Genomic DNA, 13,430 nt, shown 5'->3' with positions numbered 1-13,430 from the left:
CGTTACAGGTTGTTGACGCGATACTTCTCGCGGAAGCGACGGATCATGATCACCGAGACCAGGTTCAGGCTCAGGGTCACCGCGAAGAGCACCAGGCCCAGGGCGAAGGCCGACAGCGTCTCGGCACTCTCGAACTCCAGGTCGCCAGTCAGCGCCGCCACGATGCGCACGGTCACCGTGGTCATCTCCTCCAGCGGGTTAGCGGTGAGGTTGGGCCGCATGCCAGCCGCCATCACCACGATCATGGTCTCGCCCAGCGCCCGCGAGACGGCCAGCAGCGAGGCGGAGATGATGCCGGGCATGGCCGCCGGCACCACCACGTGGCGGATGGTCTCGCCGCGGGTCATGCCCAGCGCCAGCGACCCCTGGCGCATGCTGTCCGGCACGGCGTTGATCACGTCGTCGGAGAGCGACGAGATGAAGGGGATGATCATGATGCCCATGACGATCCCGGGGGCCAGGGCGTTGTTGAACGACGCGCTGAGTCCCAGGCTGCCGGCCACGGAGACCACCAGCGGCGCCACGGTGATGGCGGCGAAGAAGCCGTAGACCACCGTGGGGATGCCCGCGAGCACCTCCAGCACCGGCTTGGCCAGGGTGCGCACCCGACGCGGCGCGAACTCGGACATGTAGATGGCCGCCATCAGCCCCACCGGGATCGCCACCAGCATGGCGATGGCGGTGATCATGAAGGTGCCGGCGAACAGCGGCACCGAGCCGAACCGGGCGGCACTGGCGGCGTCGTCGGCGCGGCCCGCGGCGGCCAGGAAGCTGTTGCCCGGCGCCCAGACGGTGCCGGTGATGAACTCCCAGAAGCCGTGCATGCGGAAGAAGCGCAGCGCCTCGGAGATGATCGACAGCAGGATGCCGAAGGTGGTGAAGATGGAGATCAGCGCGGCGCCGGCCAGGATGAAGCGGATCACCCGCTCGATGGCCTGGCGGGCGTGGAAATCGGGGGTGACCAGGCGCAGCCCCAGGGTCGCGCCGGCCCCGGCGACGACCAGGCTGCCGGCCAGCAGCCAGGGCAAGGGAATCTCGGCGCCCAGCAGCAGCAGCAGGAAGCCGCCGACACCGCTGACCAGCAGGGCTGGCCCGGCGGTGGAGAGGGCGGCAAACCAGGCGTACTGGTCGGGCTGGGCGTACATGGCGGTGCCGCTGGCCCGAACCCGCACGGCCTTGGCACGGGCCACCAGGAAGGCCAGGATCCCGAGTACCAGCACGGCGACCAGGAACAGCAGCAGGGGATGGTTTGGCATCGGCATTCTCTCGTGACGTCTCGGCTCCGTGGGAGCCAGTCATGCAACGTGGCCGGCAGCGCGAGCTGCCGGCCTCGTCGTCAGCGTTCGACCCCGATCAGTGCAGGTCGGACACGTCGAGCGTGACGCGGTTGGCCACGGCCTCGCGGGCCTCGGCGCGGGCCTGCTCGGCGGCCGGGATCAGGCCGATGCCCTTGAGATAGCCCAGGTCACCGATCATCTGCTCGCTCATGAACATCTCGGCGTATTCGTACATGGCCGGGACTTCGTCGGCGTGCTGGTTCTTGATGTAGAAGAACATGGAGCGGGCCACCGGGTACTCACCGCTGGCGATGGTCTCCGGGCCGGCCTCGACACCGTCGATGGTGGAGCCGATCAGCGCGTCGCTGTTCTCCTCGAGGAAGGAGAAGCCGAAGATACCGAAGGCGGTGGTGTCCTGGGTGAGACGCTGGACGATCAGGTTGTCGTTCTCGCCGCCGTCGACCCAGGCGCCGTCGGTGCGCACGTCGGAGTAGGCTTCGCCGCCGTAGGCCTCGGAGTAGTTCTCGGAGGCGGCCTCGAGGACCAGCTCCTCGAAGGCATCACGGGTACCGGAGGTGGTGGGCGGGCCGACGATCACGATCTGGCGATCCGGCAGGCTCTCGTCGATCTCGCTCCAGTTGGTGTAGGGGTTCTCGACCAGCTCACCGTCCACCGGCACCAGGGCGGCCACGGCGAGGAAGATCTGATCGCGGGTCACCGGCATGGGGTCGTTGGCGTTGGACTGGGCGAAGGCGATGCCGTCATAGCCGATGAAGGCCTCGGTGACATCGGTCACGCCGTTCTCGATGCAGCGCTCCAGCTCGGAGGCCTTCATGCGGCGCGAGGCGTTGGTGATGTCCGGAGTGCCCTCGCCCACACCGTTGCAGAACAGGCGAGCGCCGCCGCCGGAACCGGTGGACTCGATGACCGGGGTCGGGTAGTCGGTGGTCGCACCGAACTCCTCGGCCACGTAGCTGGAGAAGGGGTAGACGGTGCTGGAGCCGACGATGCGGACCTGATCGCGGGCCTGTGCCACGCCGACAACGCCCATGACGGCGGCAGCGATTACGGTGGTCTTGAGGATGCGGTTCATGCGAGTCACTCCTGTCAGTGATAGGTATCTGGCCTTCGCACGGCACACATTGCCCCACGTAGATGACACCTTCATGACAGATGAGGGGAAGCGACACCCCCGTCGAGCGGCTAGAGCAGCAGTCCCAGCGCCGCCAGGGTGCAAAGCGCCAACGACGCCCCCTGGAGCAGGCGGCGGTCCAGGCGATGGGCCACCCGGCCGGCGAGCCAGCTGCCGGCCAGCACCCCCGGCGCGAAGGTCAGCGCCAGGCCGAAGTGCCAGGCGCTGACCAGCCCGGCCGGGGCCAGGGTGAGCAGGGTCATCAGCGCCGTGACCACGAAGAAGGCCGAGAGGGTGCCGCGCAGCCGGTCCGGGGGGAAGCCGTGGAGCAGCAGCACCATGGGCGGGCCGCTCAGCGCCGCCACGGTGCCGAAGACGCCGGAGAGCACCCCCGCTCCGAACAGGGTGGCGCGGTTCACCGGCAGGCGGAAGCGGAACAGGGTCACCGCCACGGCGAACAGCACGCTGCCGGCGATCAGTTTCTCCAGCACCGCCATGGGGGCGGCGAGCAGCAGCCAGAGCCCCAGGGCGTTGCCGGGGATACGCCCCACCAGGGCCGTGCCGATCTCGGCCAGGCGCACCTCGCGCCAGTAGTGGCGCAGGGTGGTCAACGCCACCGTGAAGCCGAACAGCACCAGGATCACCGGCACCAGCCGCGCCTCCAGCATCAGCAGCAGCGGCGCCCCCACCACCGCCAGGCCGAAGCCGGTGGCCCGCTGCACAAAGGCCCCCAGCGCCAGCACCAGCGCGCAGCCCAGCCAGGTGCCGAGGCTCATGTCGACCCCGGCCAGCAGCGCCTCAGCCATGGCCGGCGCGTCCCGCCAGCAGGCGCAGCCCGATGTTGCCGATCAGCGCCGCGCCGAGCATGGTGCCGACCATGGGCCAGGCGCTGTCGAGCTCGAAGGCTCCCACCAGCACGCCGGCCAGTGCCCCGCAGGAGAACTGGATGCTGCCCTGCAGGGCCGCCGCGGTGGCGCTCATGTGGTGGAAGTGATCGAGCAGCGAGGAGATGGCGTTGGGCGCCACCAGGCCGATGGTGCCGGCGAACACCATGATCAGCGGCACCATGGTCCACAACGATTCCAGGCCGCTGGCCACCACCAGCACCAGCCCCGCCGCCGCGCCCAGCTGGATCGTCAGCCCCAGGCGCAGGTTCTGCTGGGGACTGCGCCCTCTCAGCAGTCGGATGTTGAGCCGGTTGGAGGCCGCCATGGTCAGCACGTTGACGCCGAACACCAGGGGGTAGAGCCCGGGCGACAGGTCGAAGTGCTCCAGGTAGAGGAACGGCGAGGCGGTGATGAAGGCGAACAGCCCGGCGAAGGACATGGAGGCCGCACAGACGTAGCCCATGGCCTCGCGGTGGCGCAGCACGCTGGCGTAGTTGGCCAACACCTGGCGCGGCGTGGCCGTGGGCGAGCCGGGGGCTCGGGTCTCGGGCAGCCGGGTACCCAGCAGCCACATCAGGAAGGCCGCGTAGGCCGCCAGGAAGACGAAGATCAGCCACCAGTCGGCGAGGTAGAGAAGCCCGCTGCCCACCACCGGCGCCACCAGCGGTGCCAGCAGCATGATGATCGCCATGGTCGACATCACCTTCGCCGCCTCGCGCCCGCTGAAGCAGTCGCGCACGATGGCCGCCGAGTTGACCACGGTGGCCCCGCCGCCCAGTGCCTGGATGAAGCGCCAGGCCAGCAGCTCGGGCAGCGAGCTCACCGTGGTGATCACCAGGCTGGCCAGCAAGAAGGCGACCAGCCCGCCCATCAGCACCGGCTTGCGCCCCAGCCGGTCCGAGAGCGGCCCGAACAGCAGCTGGCCCAGGGCGAAGCCGGCCAGGAAGGTGGAGAGCGACAGCTCGGTGTGGTGGATGCTCGCCCCCACCGACTCGGCCAGGGCCCCCATGGCGGGCAGGTAGGCGTCAATGGCGAAGGGCGCCAGGGCGGTGTTGGCCGCCACCAGCAGCGCCACGCGTTTCGCACTCAGCGTCAAGGCAGCTCCTTTGCGCGTCAGGGAGATCGTTGGATAGGCCGCTAATGATAGCCCATCGGGGCCTCCCCCGCAGGCTGCCGTGCGCGCCTCGCGACGGCCGGCGCCTGTTCCCTGTCGGGCGGGCTTGCTAAAGTGGCAGGCTCGATTCCATCAGGAGCCGCCCCATGGCCGACGACCTGCTTTCGCAACTCCGCCAGATGACCACCGTGGTCGCCGACACCGGCGACATCGACGCCATCCGCCGGTTCGAACCCACCGATGCCACCACCAACCCGTCGCTGATCCTGCAGGCCGCCCAGCAGCCCGAGCGCCGCGAGCGCCTGGCCGAGATCGCCCGCCAGGCCGCCGACATCGACGATGCCCTGGACGCCGTGGCGGTGGAGATCGGCAGCGAGATCAGCGCCCTGGTGCCGGGCTATGTCTCTACCGAGGTGAGCGCCCGGCTCTCCTTCGACACCGACGCCTCCCTGGCCCGGGCCCGCGCGCTGATCGAGCGCTACGGCCGCCACGGCGTGGGCCCCGAGCGTATCCTGATCAAGGTCGCCGCCACCTGGGAAGGCATCCGCGCCGCCCGCCAGCTGGAGCGGGAAGGCATCCACACCAACCTGACCCTGCTGTTCAGCTTCGCCCAGGCCCAGGCCTGCGCCGATGCCGGGGTGACGCTGGTCTCGCCCTTCGTGGGGCGTATCCTCGACTGGCACAAGGCGAAGGCACCGGATGCAGACTTCGGCGGCGACCGGGACCCCGGCGTGCGCTCGGTCCGGCAGATCTACGAGCACTACAAGGGCCACGGCTACGAGACCGTCGTGATGGGGGCCAGCTTTCGCAACAGCGGCGAGATCCTCGCCCTGGCCGGCTGCGATCGCCTGACCATCTCCCCGGCCCTGCTCGGCGAGCTGGCCGAGACCCGCGGCACCCTCGAGCGCCGCCTCGCCCCGCTGGATGCCGAGACCCGGGCCCCCGAGCCCCTCGACGAGGCCGACTTCCGCTGGCAGCTCAACGAGGACGCCATGGCCACCGAGAAGCTGGCCGAGGGCATTCGCAAGTTCATGGAGGACCAGCGCAAGCTGGAGGCGCTGCTCGGCGAGCTGCGCCGGGGGTGACCCATCGCCGGGAGCCGGCAGCGCCCGGCTCCCGCAGGGCGCACCGGACCCGGGATGGCGAGGGAGTTCAGTGGTGGTGAGAGGCGGCCTCCTGGGCCTCGAGCATCTCCACCAGCGGCTGGAACTCCTCGCGGTTGTGCTCGTTCATGCGCATCAGGATGCGGTGCGCCTCGAGGATGCGGCGGCGGGTCTCCTCGACGTCCGCGGGCACCTCGGGAAGGTCACAGAGCTCGCAGGTCTCGGTGATGGGCGACTCCACCAGGGTGAAGTAGCGCGCGAAGCCCATGACATCGAGCATGCGCTGGACATCGGGGTGGTCGGCGACGATGGTCGGCCGTTCGGCCAGCCGACCCTGCACCGCCATGGCCACCTTGGCCAGGAAGCCCAGCGCGGTGGAGTCGACGTTGGTGGCATCGCGCAGGTCGATGATCAGCGTCTGCAGGCCCGGCGTCTCGGCGAGCTGCTGCGCCTGGCGGTCCAGGGTGGCACACAGCGTCAGGCGCACGTCGCCATAGAGCTTCAGGACGAAGACTCCGGCGTCGAATGCCGCCTTGATGCGTCCTTCATGAATCAGCATGGCCAAATCCGCTCAACATCATGATCGTCAGGTCATCGGGCAGCGCTTCATGCCCTGGCCCATCCTCGACGACGGCTTCGTCGTCGTCGGGCAGGTCGCCCAGTTCCAGGCTACCCCGCAGGTCGTCCAGCGTCTCGCTGGCCCGGACCCGCCGCTCGAGTTCCCTGAGCCGCATGTCGAGCGTATCGCCCGGCAGGCACTCCAGTATCCCATCGGAACACAGCCACAGGCGGAAGTTCTCCGGCAGCGGACACCCCAGCGAGGGGTAGCCGACAGCCGGGAACAGCCCCACCGGCATGCCCTCCCCCGGCAGGAAATGGGCCTCGCCATCCGCCACCAGCACCGGCATGGGCAGCTGTGCGCCCAGCGAATAGTGCAGATAGCGGCGCTCCAGGTCAATGACCCCGACGAACAGGGTCGCATGCTTACCGATGCCGGTGTCCAGCAGTTCCCGATTGAGCTCGCCCAGCCAGTGGGGCGCCAGGGCCTCCGGCGCCTGGCCGTCCCACTCGGTCAGCCAGCGGTTGGCCAGGTACTTGAGCAGCACGGTGACGAAGGCCGAGGAGGCCCCGTGGCCGGAGACATCGGCGAAGTAGAAGAGCAGGTAGCGGTCGTCGTAGCGCTGGAAGTCGAGGAAGTCCCCGGAGAGATAGAGCGAGGGCGCCAACCAGTAGTCGCAGGCGACCCCGCCGGTGGCCTGGGGGCGCGGCGGCAACAGCTTGCGCTGGATCTGGCTGCCGGCCTGCTGGTCGAGGCGCAGCATGGCCAGGTGAGTCTCCAGGTTCTCGTTGAGCTCCTCCAGGCGCACCTGGTCGCGGCGTCGCTCCTCGGCCAGCCGGTGCAGCTCGATCGCCTTGCGGATCATCCGGCGCAGCAGCTGGCCGTGGCGCAGCGGGTCGACGATGTAGTCGACCAGGCCCGCATCCACCGCCTCGATCAGCTCGGGCTCGACGCGGCTATCGCTGACCACCAGGGTCGGCAGGCGGGCATTCAGCGCGGCCCAGTCCTCGCTCGGGACCGCCCGGGCATGGGCCACCACCAGGGCAACATCGGCCGGCAGCTCGTCGGCCCGGTCGGCGGCGAACACCGCCAGGCCATCCCGGGCGATGGTCTCGGCCAGGGCGTCCCGGGCCTTGCCCGGGACATCGATCACACCGATCAGCTGCTTGGGTCGGTCCATGGCATCAGGCCTCAATCGGAGAAGGCGTCATCGAAATCGGCATCGTCGAACTCGAAGTCCTCGCCGGCGAAGGGATCGTCGCCCATCGCGCCATCGTTGACCTCGAAGCGGCGCCGCTGCAGCCAGGCGTCACGGATGAAACTGTAGCGATCGCCGCGGATCAGCTCCTCCTGGTCGAGCAGCCCGGCGCGCATGTCGACGATCCGCAGCGCCGTCAGCGCGATCTCCAGTTCCGCATCGTTCAGGTAGTAGAGCGGGTAGGTCACGGCATCGGCGGGCAGGCCGCCGGTGTCGCGCAGGGTGCTCGGCCCCAGCAGCGGCAGCACCAGGTAGCGCGACTCCTCCCAGCCCCACACCGCCAGGGTCTGGCCGAAGTCCTCCTCGCGGCCGGTGATCTCCATGTGGGTGGCGAAGTCCCAGAGCCCGCCGATCCCCACCGTGGTGTTGATCACGAAGCGCGACAGGGCGATGCCGGCGTTGCCCGGCTTGCCCTGCAGCAGGCTGTTGACCGCCGTGCGCGGCTCCCCCAGGTTGGAGAAGAAGTTGCCCACGCCGGTCTGGACCGGCTGCGGGGTGACCGCCCGGTAGCCGCGCGCCGTGGGCTTGAGCACCGCCCGATCCACGGCGTCGTTGAAGGCGAACACCCGACGGTTGAAGCCCTCCCAGGGGTCGTCGGGGTGGCGCTCCTCCACGGCGGCGGTGGTGGCGCAGCCGCCAAGCAGGGCCACGGCGAGCAGGGCCGCCACGAGGCGCCCAGGCCGACGCCCCGCGCGCCCTTCCCTGTGCTGATGGGTCATGCCGGTCTCCTTGTCCATGGGGGCCGCCGGGCGGCCTTTGATCGCGTCAGGCACGCCGCACCACCACGCTGCCGGCGCTGTAGCCGGCGCCGAAGGAGCAGATCACCCCGGTGTCGCCGGCGGCGAGATCGGCGCGATGCAGGTGGAAGGCGATGATCGAGCCCGCCGAGCTGGTGTTGGCGTAGCGATCGAGGATGATCGGCGCCTGGGTCTCGCTCGGCTCGTGGCCCAGCACCCGGCGGGCGATCAGGTCGTTCATGTGGCGGTTGGCCTGGTGCAGCCAGAGCCGGGACAGGTCGTCGCCGGCGAGCTCGAGACTCGCCAGGTGGTCGGTGATCAGTGCCGCCACCATGGGACAGACCTCCTTGAACACCCGCCGCCCCTCCTGCACGAAGAGCTTGTCCACGGCCCCGGGGTCGGCGTCGGTGACCCGGTTGAGGAAGCCGGCATTGTTGCGGATGGCGTTGGAGAAGCGGGTCACCAGGCGCGTGCCGAGGATCTCGAAGCGCGTCCCGGCGCTGGCCACGGCATCGCTCTCCAGCACGATGGCGGTACAGGCATCGCCGAAGATGAAGTGGCTGTCGCGGTCGCGGAAGTTGAGGTGCGCCGAGCAGATCTCCGGGTTGACCACCAGGGCGCGCCGCGCGCTGCCGGCGCGGATGGCGTTGGCCGCGGTCTCGATGGCGAAGGTCGCCGATGAGCAGGCCACGTTCATGTCGAAGGCGTAGCCGCCGGCACCCAGCGCCGCCTGCAGCTCCACCGCCACCGCCGGGTAGGGGCGCTCCAGGTTGGAGCAGCCGACGATCACCAGGTCGATGTCGCCGGCGGCGACACCGGCCGCCTCCAGCGCCTGGCCGGCGGCCTTGACGCCCATCTCGCACTGGATCGACGGCTCGTCGTTGCCGCGCTCGCGCAGCTTCGGGCGCATGCGCGTCGGGTCGAGGATCCCCTCGGCGTCCAGCACGTAGCGGCTGTGGATGCCCGAGGCCTTGACGATGAACTCGCTGCTGGAGTGGGCCAGCGGCTCGCGCTCGCCGGCGGCGATGGCCTCGGCGTGATGCGCGTTCTCCGCATCCACCCAGGCGTTGAACGAGGCCACCAGGGCGTCGTTGTCGATGGCGTGCTCCGGCGTGAAGAGTCCCGTGCCGGTGATCACCACTTGGTTCATGCTGTTCTCCCTTGTCGCGGCCAGGCCGCCCGGACCACCGCGTCGGCGGTGGCCAGTGATTCGCTGCCGGCCCCGCTCAGGCGCGGCCGGTGAGCTCCGCCCAGCGCTTCTCCAGGCGTTTGACGGAGACGGGGAATTTCGTGCCCAGCTGCTGGGCGAAGAGCGACACGCGCAGCTCCTCGATCCACCAGCCGAACGCCACCAGCGCCGGGTCGTCGATGCCGCCGCGGCGTTCGCTCTCGCGGCGGGCGGCCAGGCGCGCCTCGAACGCCTGGACCTCCTGCATGTGCATCTGGTCGCGCATGCGCTCGCGGGGGGCCTTCTCCAGGCGGATCAGCGCCGCCTCCATGTAGCGCGGGTACTCCTCGAGCCACTCCCCCGCCTCGCTGATGAAGCCGGGGTGGACCAGCCGCGCCATCTGGGCCTTGAGGTCACTGTATACCAGCGCCAAGGCCAGGCTGAGGTTGCCCTTCAACGCCTTGGTCACCGCCAGGTGGCCCTTGAGCGCCGCCTCCAGGGTGGCCAGGTGCGCCTCGGCCAGGGGCACCAGCGCCTCGCGGGCCTCGGCCAGGCGGGCCTCGAGCTCACCCGCCGAGCGCGGCAGGGGCGACACCGCGACCCCCTGGCGGAACACCGCAGTGACCAGGTCCTCGCCGAGCTGGCGCTTGCTGCCCACCTTGGCGAACAGCAACGCGCAGGTCTCGAGCCCCTTGAGGCGCTCGATGGCCCGCACCACCTCGGGCAGGCGCTGCCTGGCCAGCCGGACCACGCCATCGCGGTGGGCCTCGCGGGCCTTGTCGGGATGGTCGAAGAGCTCCACCCGGAAGGCCTCGCCGTCGGGCACCAGGGCCGGGTAGGCCTCCACCCGGATGCCCGCCTGGGAAGTGACCCGCGACTCGGGCAGCGGCGCCTCGGGCAGGCCCGCCACCGGGGCCTCCAGGCGCGCCTCCTCGGCCAGGGCCCGGGCGCCCTGCCCCGCCGCCGCCTCGAAGCGCCGCTCCAGCTCCCGGGCATCGCGGCCCTGGCCCAGCACGCTGCCGTCGTGGCCGACCACCTTGAGGTTCATCACCAGGTGCGGCTCGAGCTGGTCGAGCTGCCAGTCGTCGGGGTGGACGCGCACGCCGGTGCGGCGGCGCAGGAACTCGCCCAGCGCCTCGGTGAGCGGCACGTCGTCGGGTACCAGCGCCTCAAGGGCGGCATCCACCCAGTCGGGAATCGGCACCACCTGGCGACGCACCGCCTTGGGCAGCGACTTCATCAGCGCGATGCACTTCTCGCGCAGCAGCCCCGGCACCAGCCACTCGAGCCGCGCCAGGGGAAGCTGGGGCAGCATCGCCGCCGGCACGGTGAGGGTAACGCCATCGTCCGGCGCGCCGGGCGAGAAGTGATAGGCCAGCGGATAGCGCACCCCGCCGAGCACCAGCTCGTCCGGGTAGTCGGCCTGGGTGACCTCGCTGGCCTCCCGGGCCAGCAGCGCGGCGCGGTCGAACTTGAGCACGTCGGGGTCCGACGCCTCGGCCTGCTTGCGCCACGCCTCGAAGCCCTTGCCGTTGTGGATCCCCTCGGGCAGGCGCTCGTCGTAGAAGGCGAAGAGCGTCTCCTCGTCCACCAGGATGTCGCGACGCCGCGCGCGATCCTCGAGGTCCTCGACCTCCTCGACCAGCGCCCGGTTGTGAGCGAAGAATGCGCCGCGGGTGCGGAACTCGCCCTCCACCAGCGCCCGCCGGATAAACAGCTCGCGGGCCTCGGCGGGGGCGATGGGGCCATAGTGCACCCGGCGCCCGGCGACGATGGGCAGGCCGAACAGGGTCACCTGCTCGCTGGCCACCACCTGGGCGCGCTTCATCTCCCAGTGGGGCTCGGCGTAGCTGCGCTTGACCAGGTGGTCGGCCACCGGCTCGATCCACTGAGGGTCGATCTTCGCCACGGTGCGGGCGAAGAGCCGGGTGGTCTCGACCAGTTCGAAGGCCATCAGCCACTTGGGCGACTTCTTCGCCAGGCCGGAGCCCGGGTGGATCACGAACTTGCGGTTGCGTGCCCCCAGGTACTCGCGGTTCTCGGTGGCAAGCCCCAGGTGCGACAGCAGCCCCGGCAGCAGCGCCCGATGCAGGGTGGCGGCGTGGCGGCGGCGGGCCTCCTGGCGCGCCTGCTCCGGGTCGCCCTCCTCGGGGGCGGGCCACGGCGCCGGCGGCGGCACCTCGATCTCCATGTCGCGCAGCAGCTGGCGCAGCTGGCGGAAGGTGTCGTGCCACTCGCGCAGGCGCAGGTAGTTCAGGTAGTGGTCCTTGCACCAGCGGCGCAGCCGGTTGCCGGATAGCGTCTCCCGGGCCGCCTCGAAGCCGTCCCACAGGTTGAGCAGGGCCATGAAGTCGGAATCCGGGTCCTGCCAGCGCCGGTGGGCCTGGTCGGCCGCCTGGCGCCTGTCGGCCGGGCGGTCGCGGGGGTCCTGGACCGCCAGGCCGGCGACCACGATCAGCACCTCGCGCAGCCCGCCCTGTTCGGCTCCGGCCAGCACCATGCGCGCCAGGCGCGGGTCGATGGGCAGCCGCGACAGCTTGCGCCCGATGGGCGTCAGCCGGTTGCCGGCGTCCACCGCACCCAGCTCGAAGAGCAGCCGGAAGCCGTCGCTGACGAAGCGCGAGTCGGGCGGGTCGACGAAGGGGAAGGCCTCGATGTCACCGAGCTTCAACGACAGCATCGAGAGGATCACCGAGGCCAGGTTGGTGCGCCGGATCTCCGGGTCGGTGAAGGCGGACCGGGAGAGGAAGTCCTCCTCGTCGTAGAGGCGGATGCAGACCCCCTCGGCGACCCGGCCGCAGCGCCCTTTGCGCTGGTCGGCGCTGGCCTGGCTGATCGGCTCCACCGGCAGGCGCTGGATCTTCGAGCGGTAGCTGTAGCGGCTGATGCGCACCAGGCCCGGGTCGATCACGTAGCGGATGCCGGGCACGGTCAGCGAGGTCTCGGCCACGTTGGTGGAGAGCACGATGCGCCGCCCGGCGTGGGGGGCGAAGACCCGGTTCTGCTCGGCGTTGGAGAGCCGGGCATAGAGCGGCAGGATCTCGGTGCCCCGGAGGTCCGCGCGGCGCAGGGTGTCGGCGGTCTCGCGGATCTCTCGCTCGCCGGGCAGGAACACCAGGATGTCGCGCGGCCCGTGGAACCAGCGCTTCTCGCGCTCGATGCGCTCGACCTCCTCCACCGCATGGAGGATGCCCTCCTGCAGGGTGCGATCCTCCTCGTCGTCGGCCTCCCGCACCAGCGGACGGTAGTGGACCTCCACCGGGTAGGTGCGGCCCGAGACCTCCACCACCGGCGCCGGCCGCGGTTCGCCCTGGGCGTCGCGGTTGCCGAAGTGCTCGGCGAAGCGCTCCACGTCGATGGTCGCCGAGGTGATGATCACCTTGAGGTCGGGGCGCCGGGCGGTGAGCCGCTTCAGGTAGCCGAGCAGGAAGTCGATATTGAGGCTGCGCTCGTGGGCCTCGTCGATGATGATCGCCTCGTAGCGGCGCAGGTCCGGGTCGTGGCGGGTCTCGGCCAGCAGGATGCCGTCGGTCATCAGCTTGACCAGGGTGTCGTCGCCGCTCTGGTCGGTGAAGCGCACCTGGTAGCCCACCTGGTCGCCCAGCGGCACGGCCATCTCCTCGGCCAGCCGCGTGGCCACCGAGCGCGCCGCCAGGCGGCGCGGCTGGGTGTGGCCGATCAGCCCGCGACGCCCCAGCCCCAGCTCCAGGCAGAGCTTGGGCAGCTGGGTGGTCTTGCCGGAGCCGGTCTCGCCGGCCACCACCACCACCTGGTGGTCACGCAGGGCGGCGAGGATCTCCTCGCGACGCTCGACCACCGGCAGCGACGGCGGGTAGTCGAGGGTGACCGGGCGCTCGCGGCGCCGGGCCACCAGCCCGCGGGAGCGCGCCAGGGCCTTCTCGACCTCGGCCAGCCCGCGGTCCACCGGCTTGCCCTCCCGGACCCGCCGCGCGAGCCCGCGCAGGCGCTTCTCCAGCGTCGGCAGGTCGCGCAGCATGGCATCCTCCAGGCCACGCTGCAGGGCCCGCAGGCGCTCGGCGGCGGCCAGGGGGGCGGTGTCGGTGGAGGAAGCGGCAGTGGGCACGTCGGACACGGCGACTCCGTAAGAAGGAAAGGAAACTGCCCGCCACGGTGGCCGTGGCGGGCAGTCCATTGTAACGCCGCGGTCGTGGCGGCGCCTAATCGAGGCCATTGA

The 13,430-nt window shown here is 70.6% G+C and carries 10 protein-coding genes; 1 reads left to right on the top strand and 9 read right to left on the bottom strand.

What is annotated here, in order from left to right:
- Window positions 1-2: 2 nt before the first annotated feature.
- From pstC to NFC98_RS05900, 4 genes are all read right to left on the bottom strand, one after another.
- Window positions 3-1,256 (bottom strand): phosphate ABC transporter permease subunit PstC, encoded by a 1,254-nt coding sequence (pstC, locus tag NFC98_RS05915; protein WP_254277190.1) that lies wholly within the window; start codon window positions 1,254-1,256, stop codon window positions 3-5.
- Window positions 1,257-1,353: 97 nt separating this feature from the next.
- On the bottom strand, window positions 1,354-2,370 hold the full coding sequence (locus NFC98_RS05910) for a substrate-binding domain-containing protein (protein WP_254277189.1): 1,017 nt from the start codon (window positions 2,368-2,370) through the stop codon (window positions 1,354-1,356).
- Window positions 2,371-2,480: 110 nt separating this feature from the next.
- Window positions 2,481-3,215 (bottom strand): sulfite exporter TauE/SafE family protein, encoded by a 735-nt coding sequence (locus tag NFC98_RS05905; RefSeq protein WP_254277188.1) that lies wholly within the window; start codon window positions 3,213-3,215, stop codon window positions 2,481-2,483.
- A complete protein-coding gene (locus tag NFC98_RS05900) occupies window positions 3,208-4,392 on the bottom strand; it encodes a Bcr/CflA family multidrug efflux MFS transporter (protein ID WP_254277187.1) in 1,185 nt (394 codons plus the stop codon). Before NFC98_RS05900 ends, NFC98_RS05905 begins: the two co-directional genes overlap by 8 nt.
- 164 nt (window positions 4,393-4,556) lie before the next feature.
- Between NFC98_RS05900 and tal the strand changes: the two genes are divergently transcribed.
- A complete protein-coding gene (tal, locus tag NFC98_RS05895; protein ID WP_254277186.1) occupies window positions 4,557-5,495 on the top strand; it encodes a transaldolase in 939 nt (312 codons plus the stop codon).
- A gap of 67 nt (window positions 5,496-5,562) precedes the next feature.
- On the opposite strand, the gene NFC98_RS05890 is transcribed toward tal, so the two are convergent.
- From NFC98_RS05890 to hrpA, 5 genes are all read right to left on the bottom strand, one after another.
- Entirely contained in the window at window positions 5,563-6,072 is a 510-nt protein-coding gene (locus NFC98_RS05890) for an STAS domain-containing protein (protein WP_254277185.1), read from the bottom strand.
- Window positions 6,059-7,252: a PP2C family protein-serine/threonine phosphatase gene (locus tag NFC98_RS05885; RefSeq protein ID WP_254277184.1), complete on the bottom strand. Its 1,194-nt coding sequence runs from the start codon at window positions 7,250-7,252 to the stop codon at window positions 6,059-6,061. Before NFC98_RS05885 ends, NFC98_RS05890 begins: the two co-directional genes overlap by 14 nt.
- Before the next feature lie 11 nt (window positions 7,253-7,263).
- Window positions 7,264-8,049: a VacJ family lipoprotein gene (locus tag NFC98_RS05880; protein WP_254277183.1), complete on the bottom strand. Its 786-nt coding sequence runs from the start codon at window positions 8,047-8,049 to the stop codon at window positions 7,264-7,266.
- Window positions 8,050-8,095: 46 nt separating this feature from the next.
- Window positions 8,096-9,217: a beta-ketoacyl-ACP synthase III gene (locus NFC98_RS05875; RefSeq protein ID WP_254277182.1), complete on the bottom strand. Its 1,122-nt coding sequence runs from the start codon at window positions 9,215-9,217 to the stop codon at window positions 8,096-8,098.
- A 76-nt stretch (window positions 9,218-9,293) separates the two neighbouring features.
- A complete protein-coding gene (hrpA, locus tag NFC98_RS05870; protein WP_254277789.1) occupies window positions 9,294-13,319 on the bottom strand; it encodes an ATP-dependent RNA helicase HrpA in 4,026 nt (1,341 codons plus the stop codon).
- Window positions 13,320-13,430 lie beyond the last annotated feature (111 nt).

Origin of the sequence: Halomonas sp. 3H (genome assembly GCF_024206005.1) — a bacterium.
Classification (GTDB): Bacteria; Pseudomonadota; Gammaproteobacteria; order Pseudomonadales; family Halomonadaceae; genus Halomonas; species Halomonas campaniensis.
This window is presented reverse-complemented; position numbering and strand designations above follow the sequence as displayed.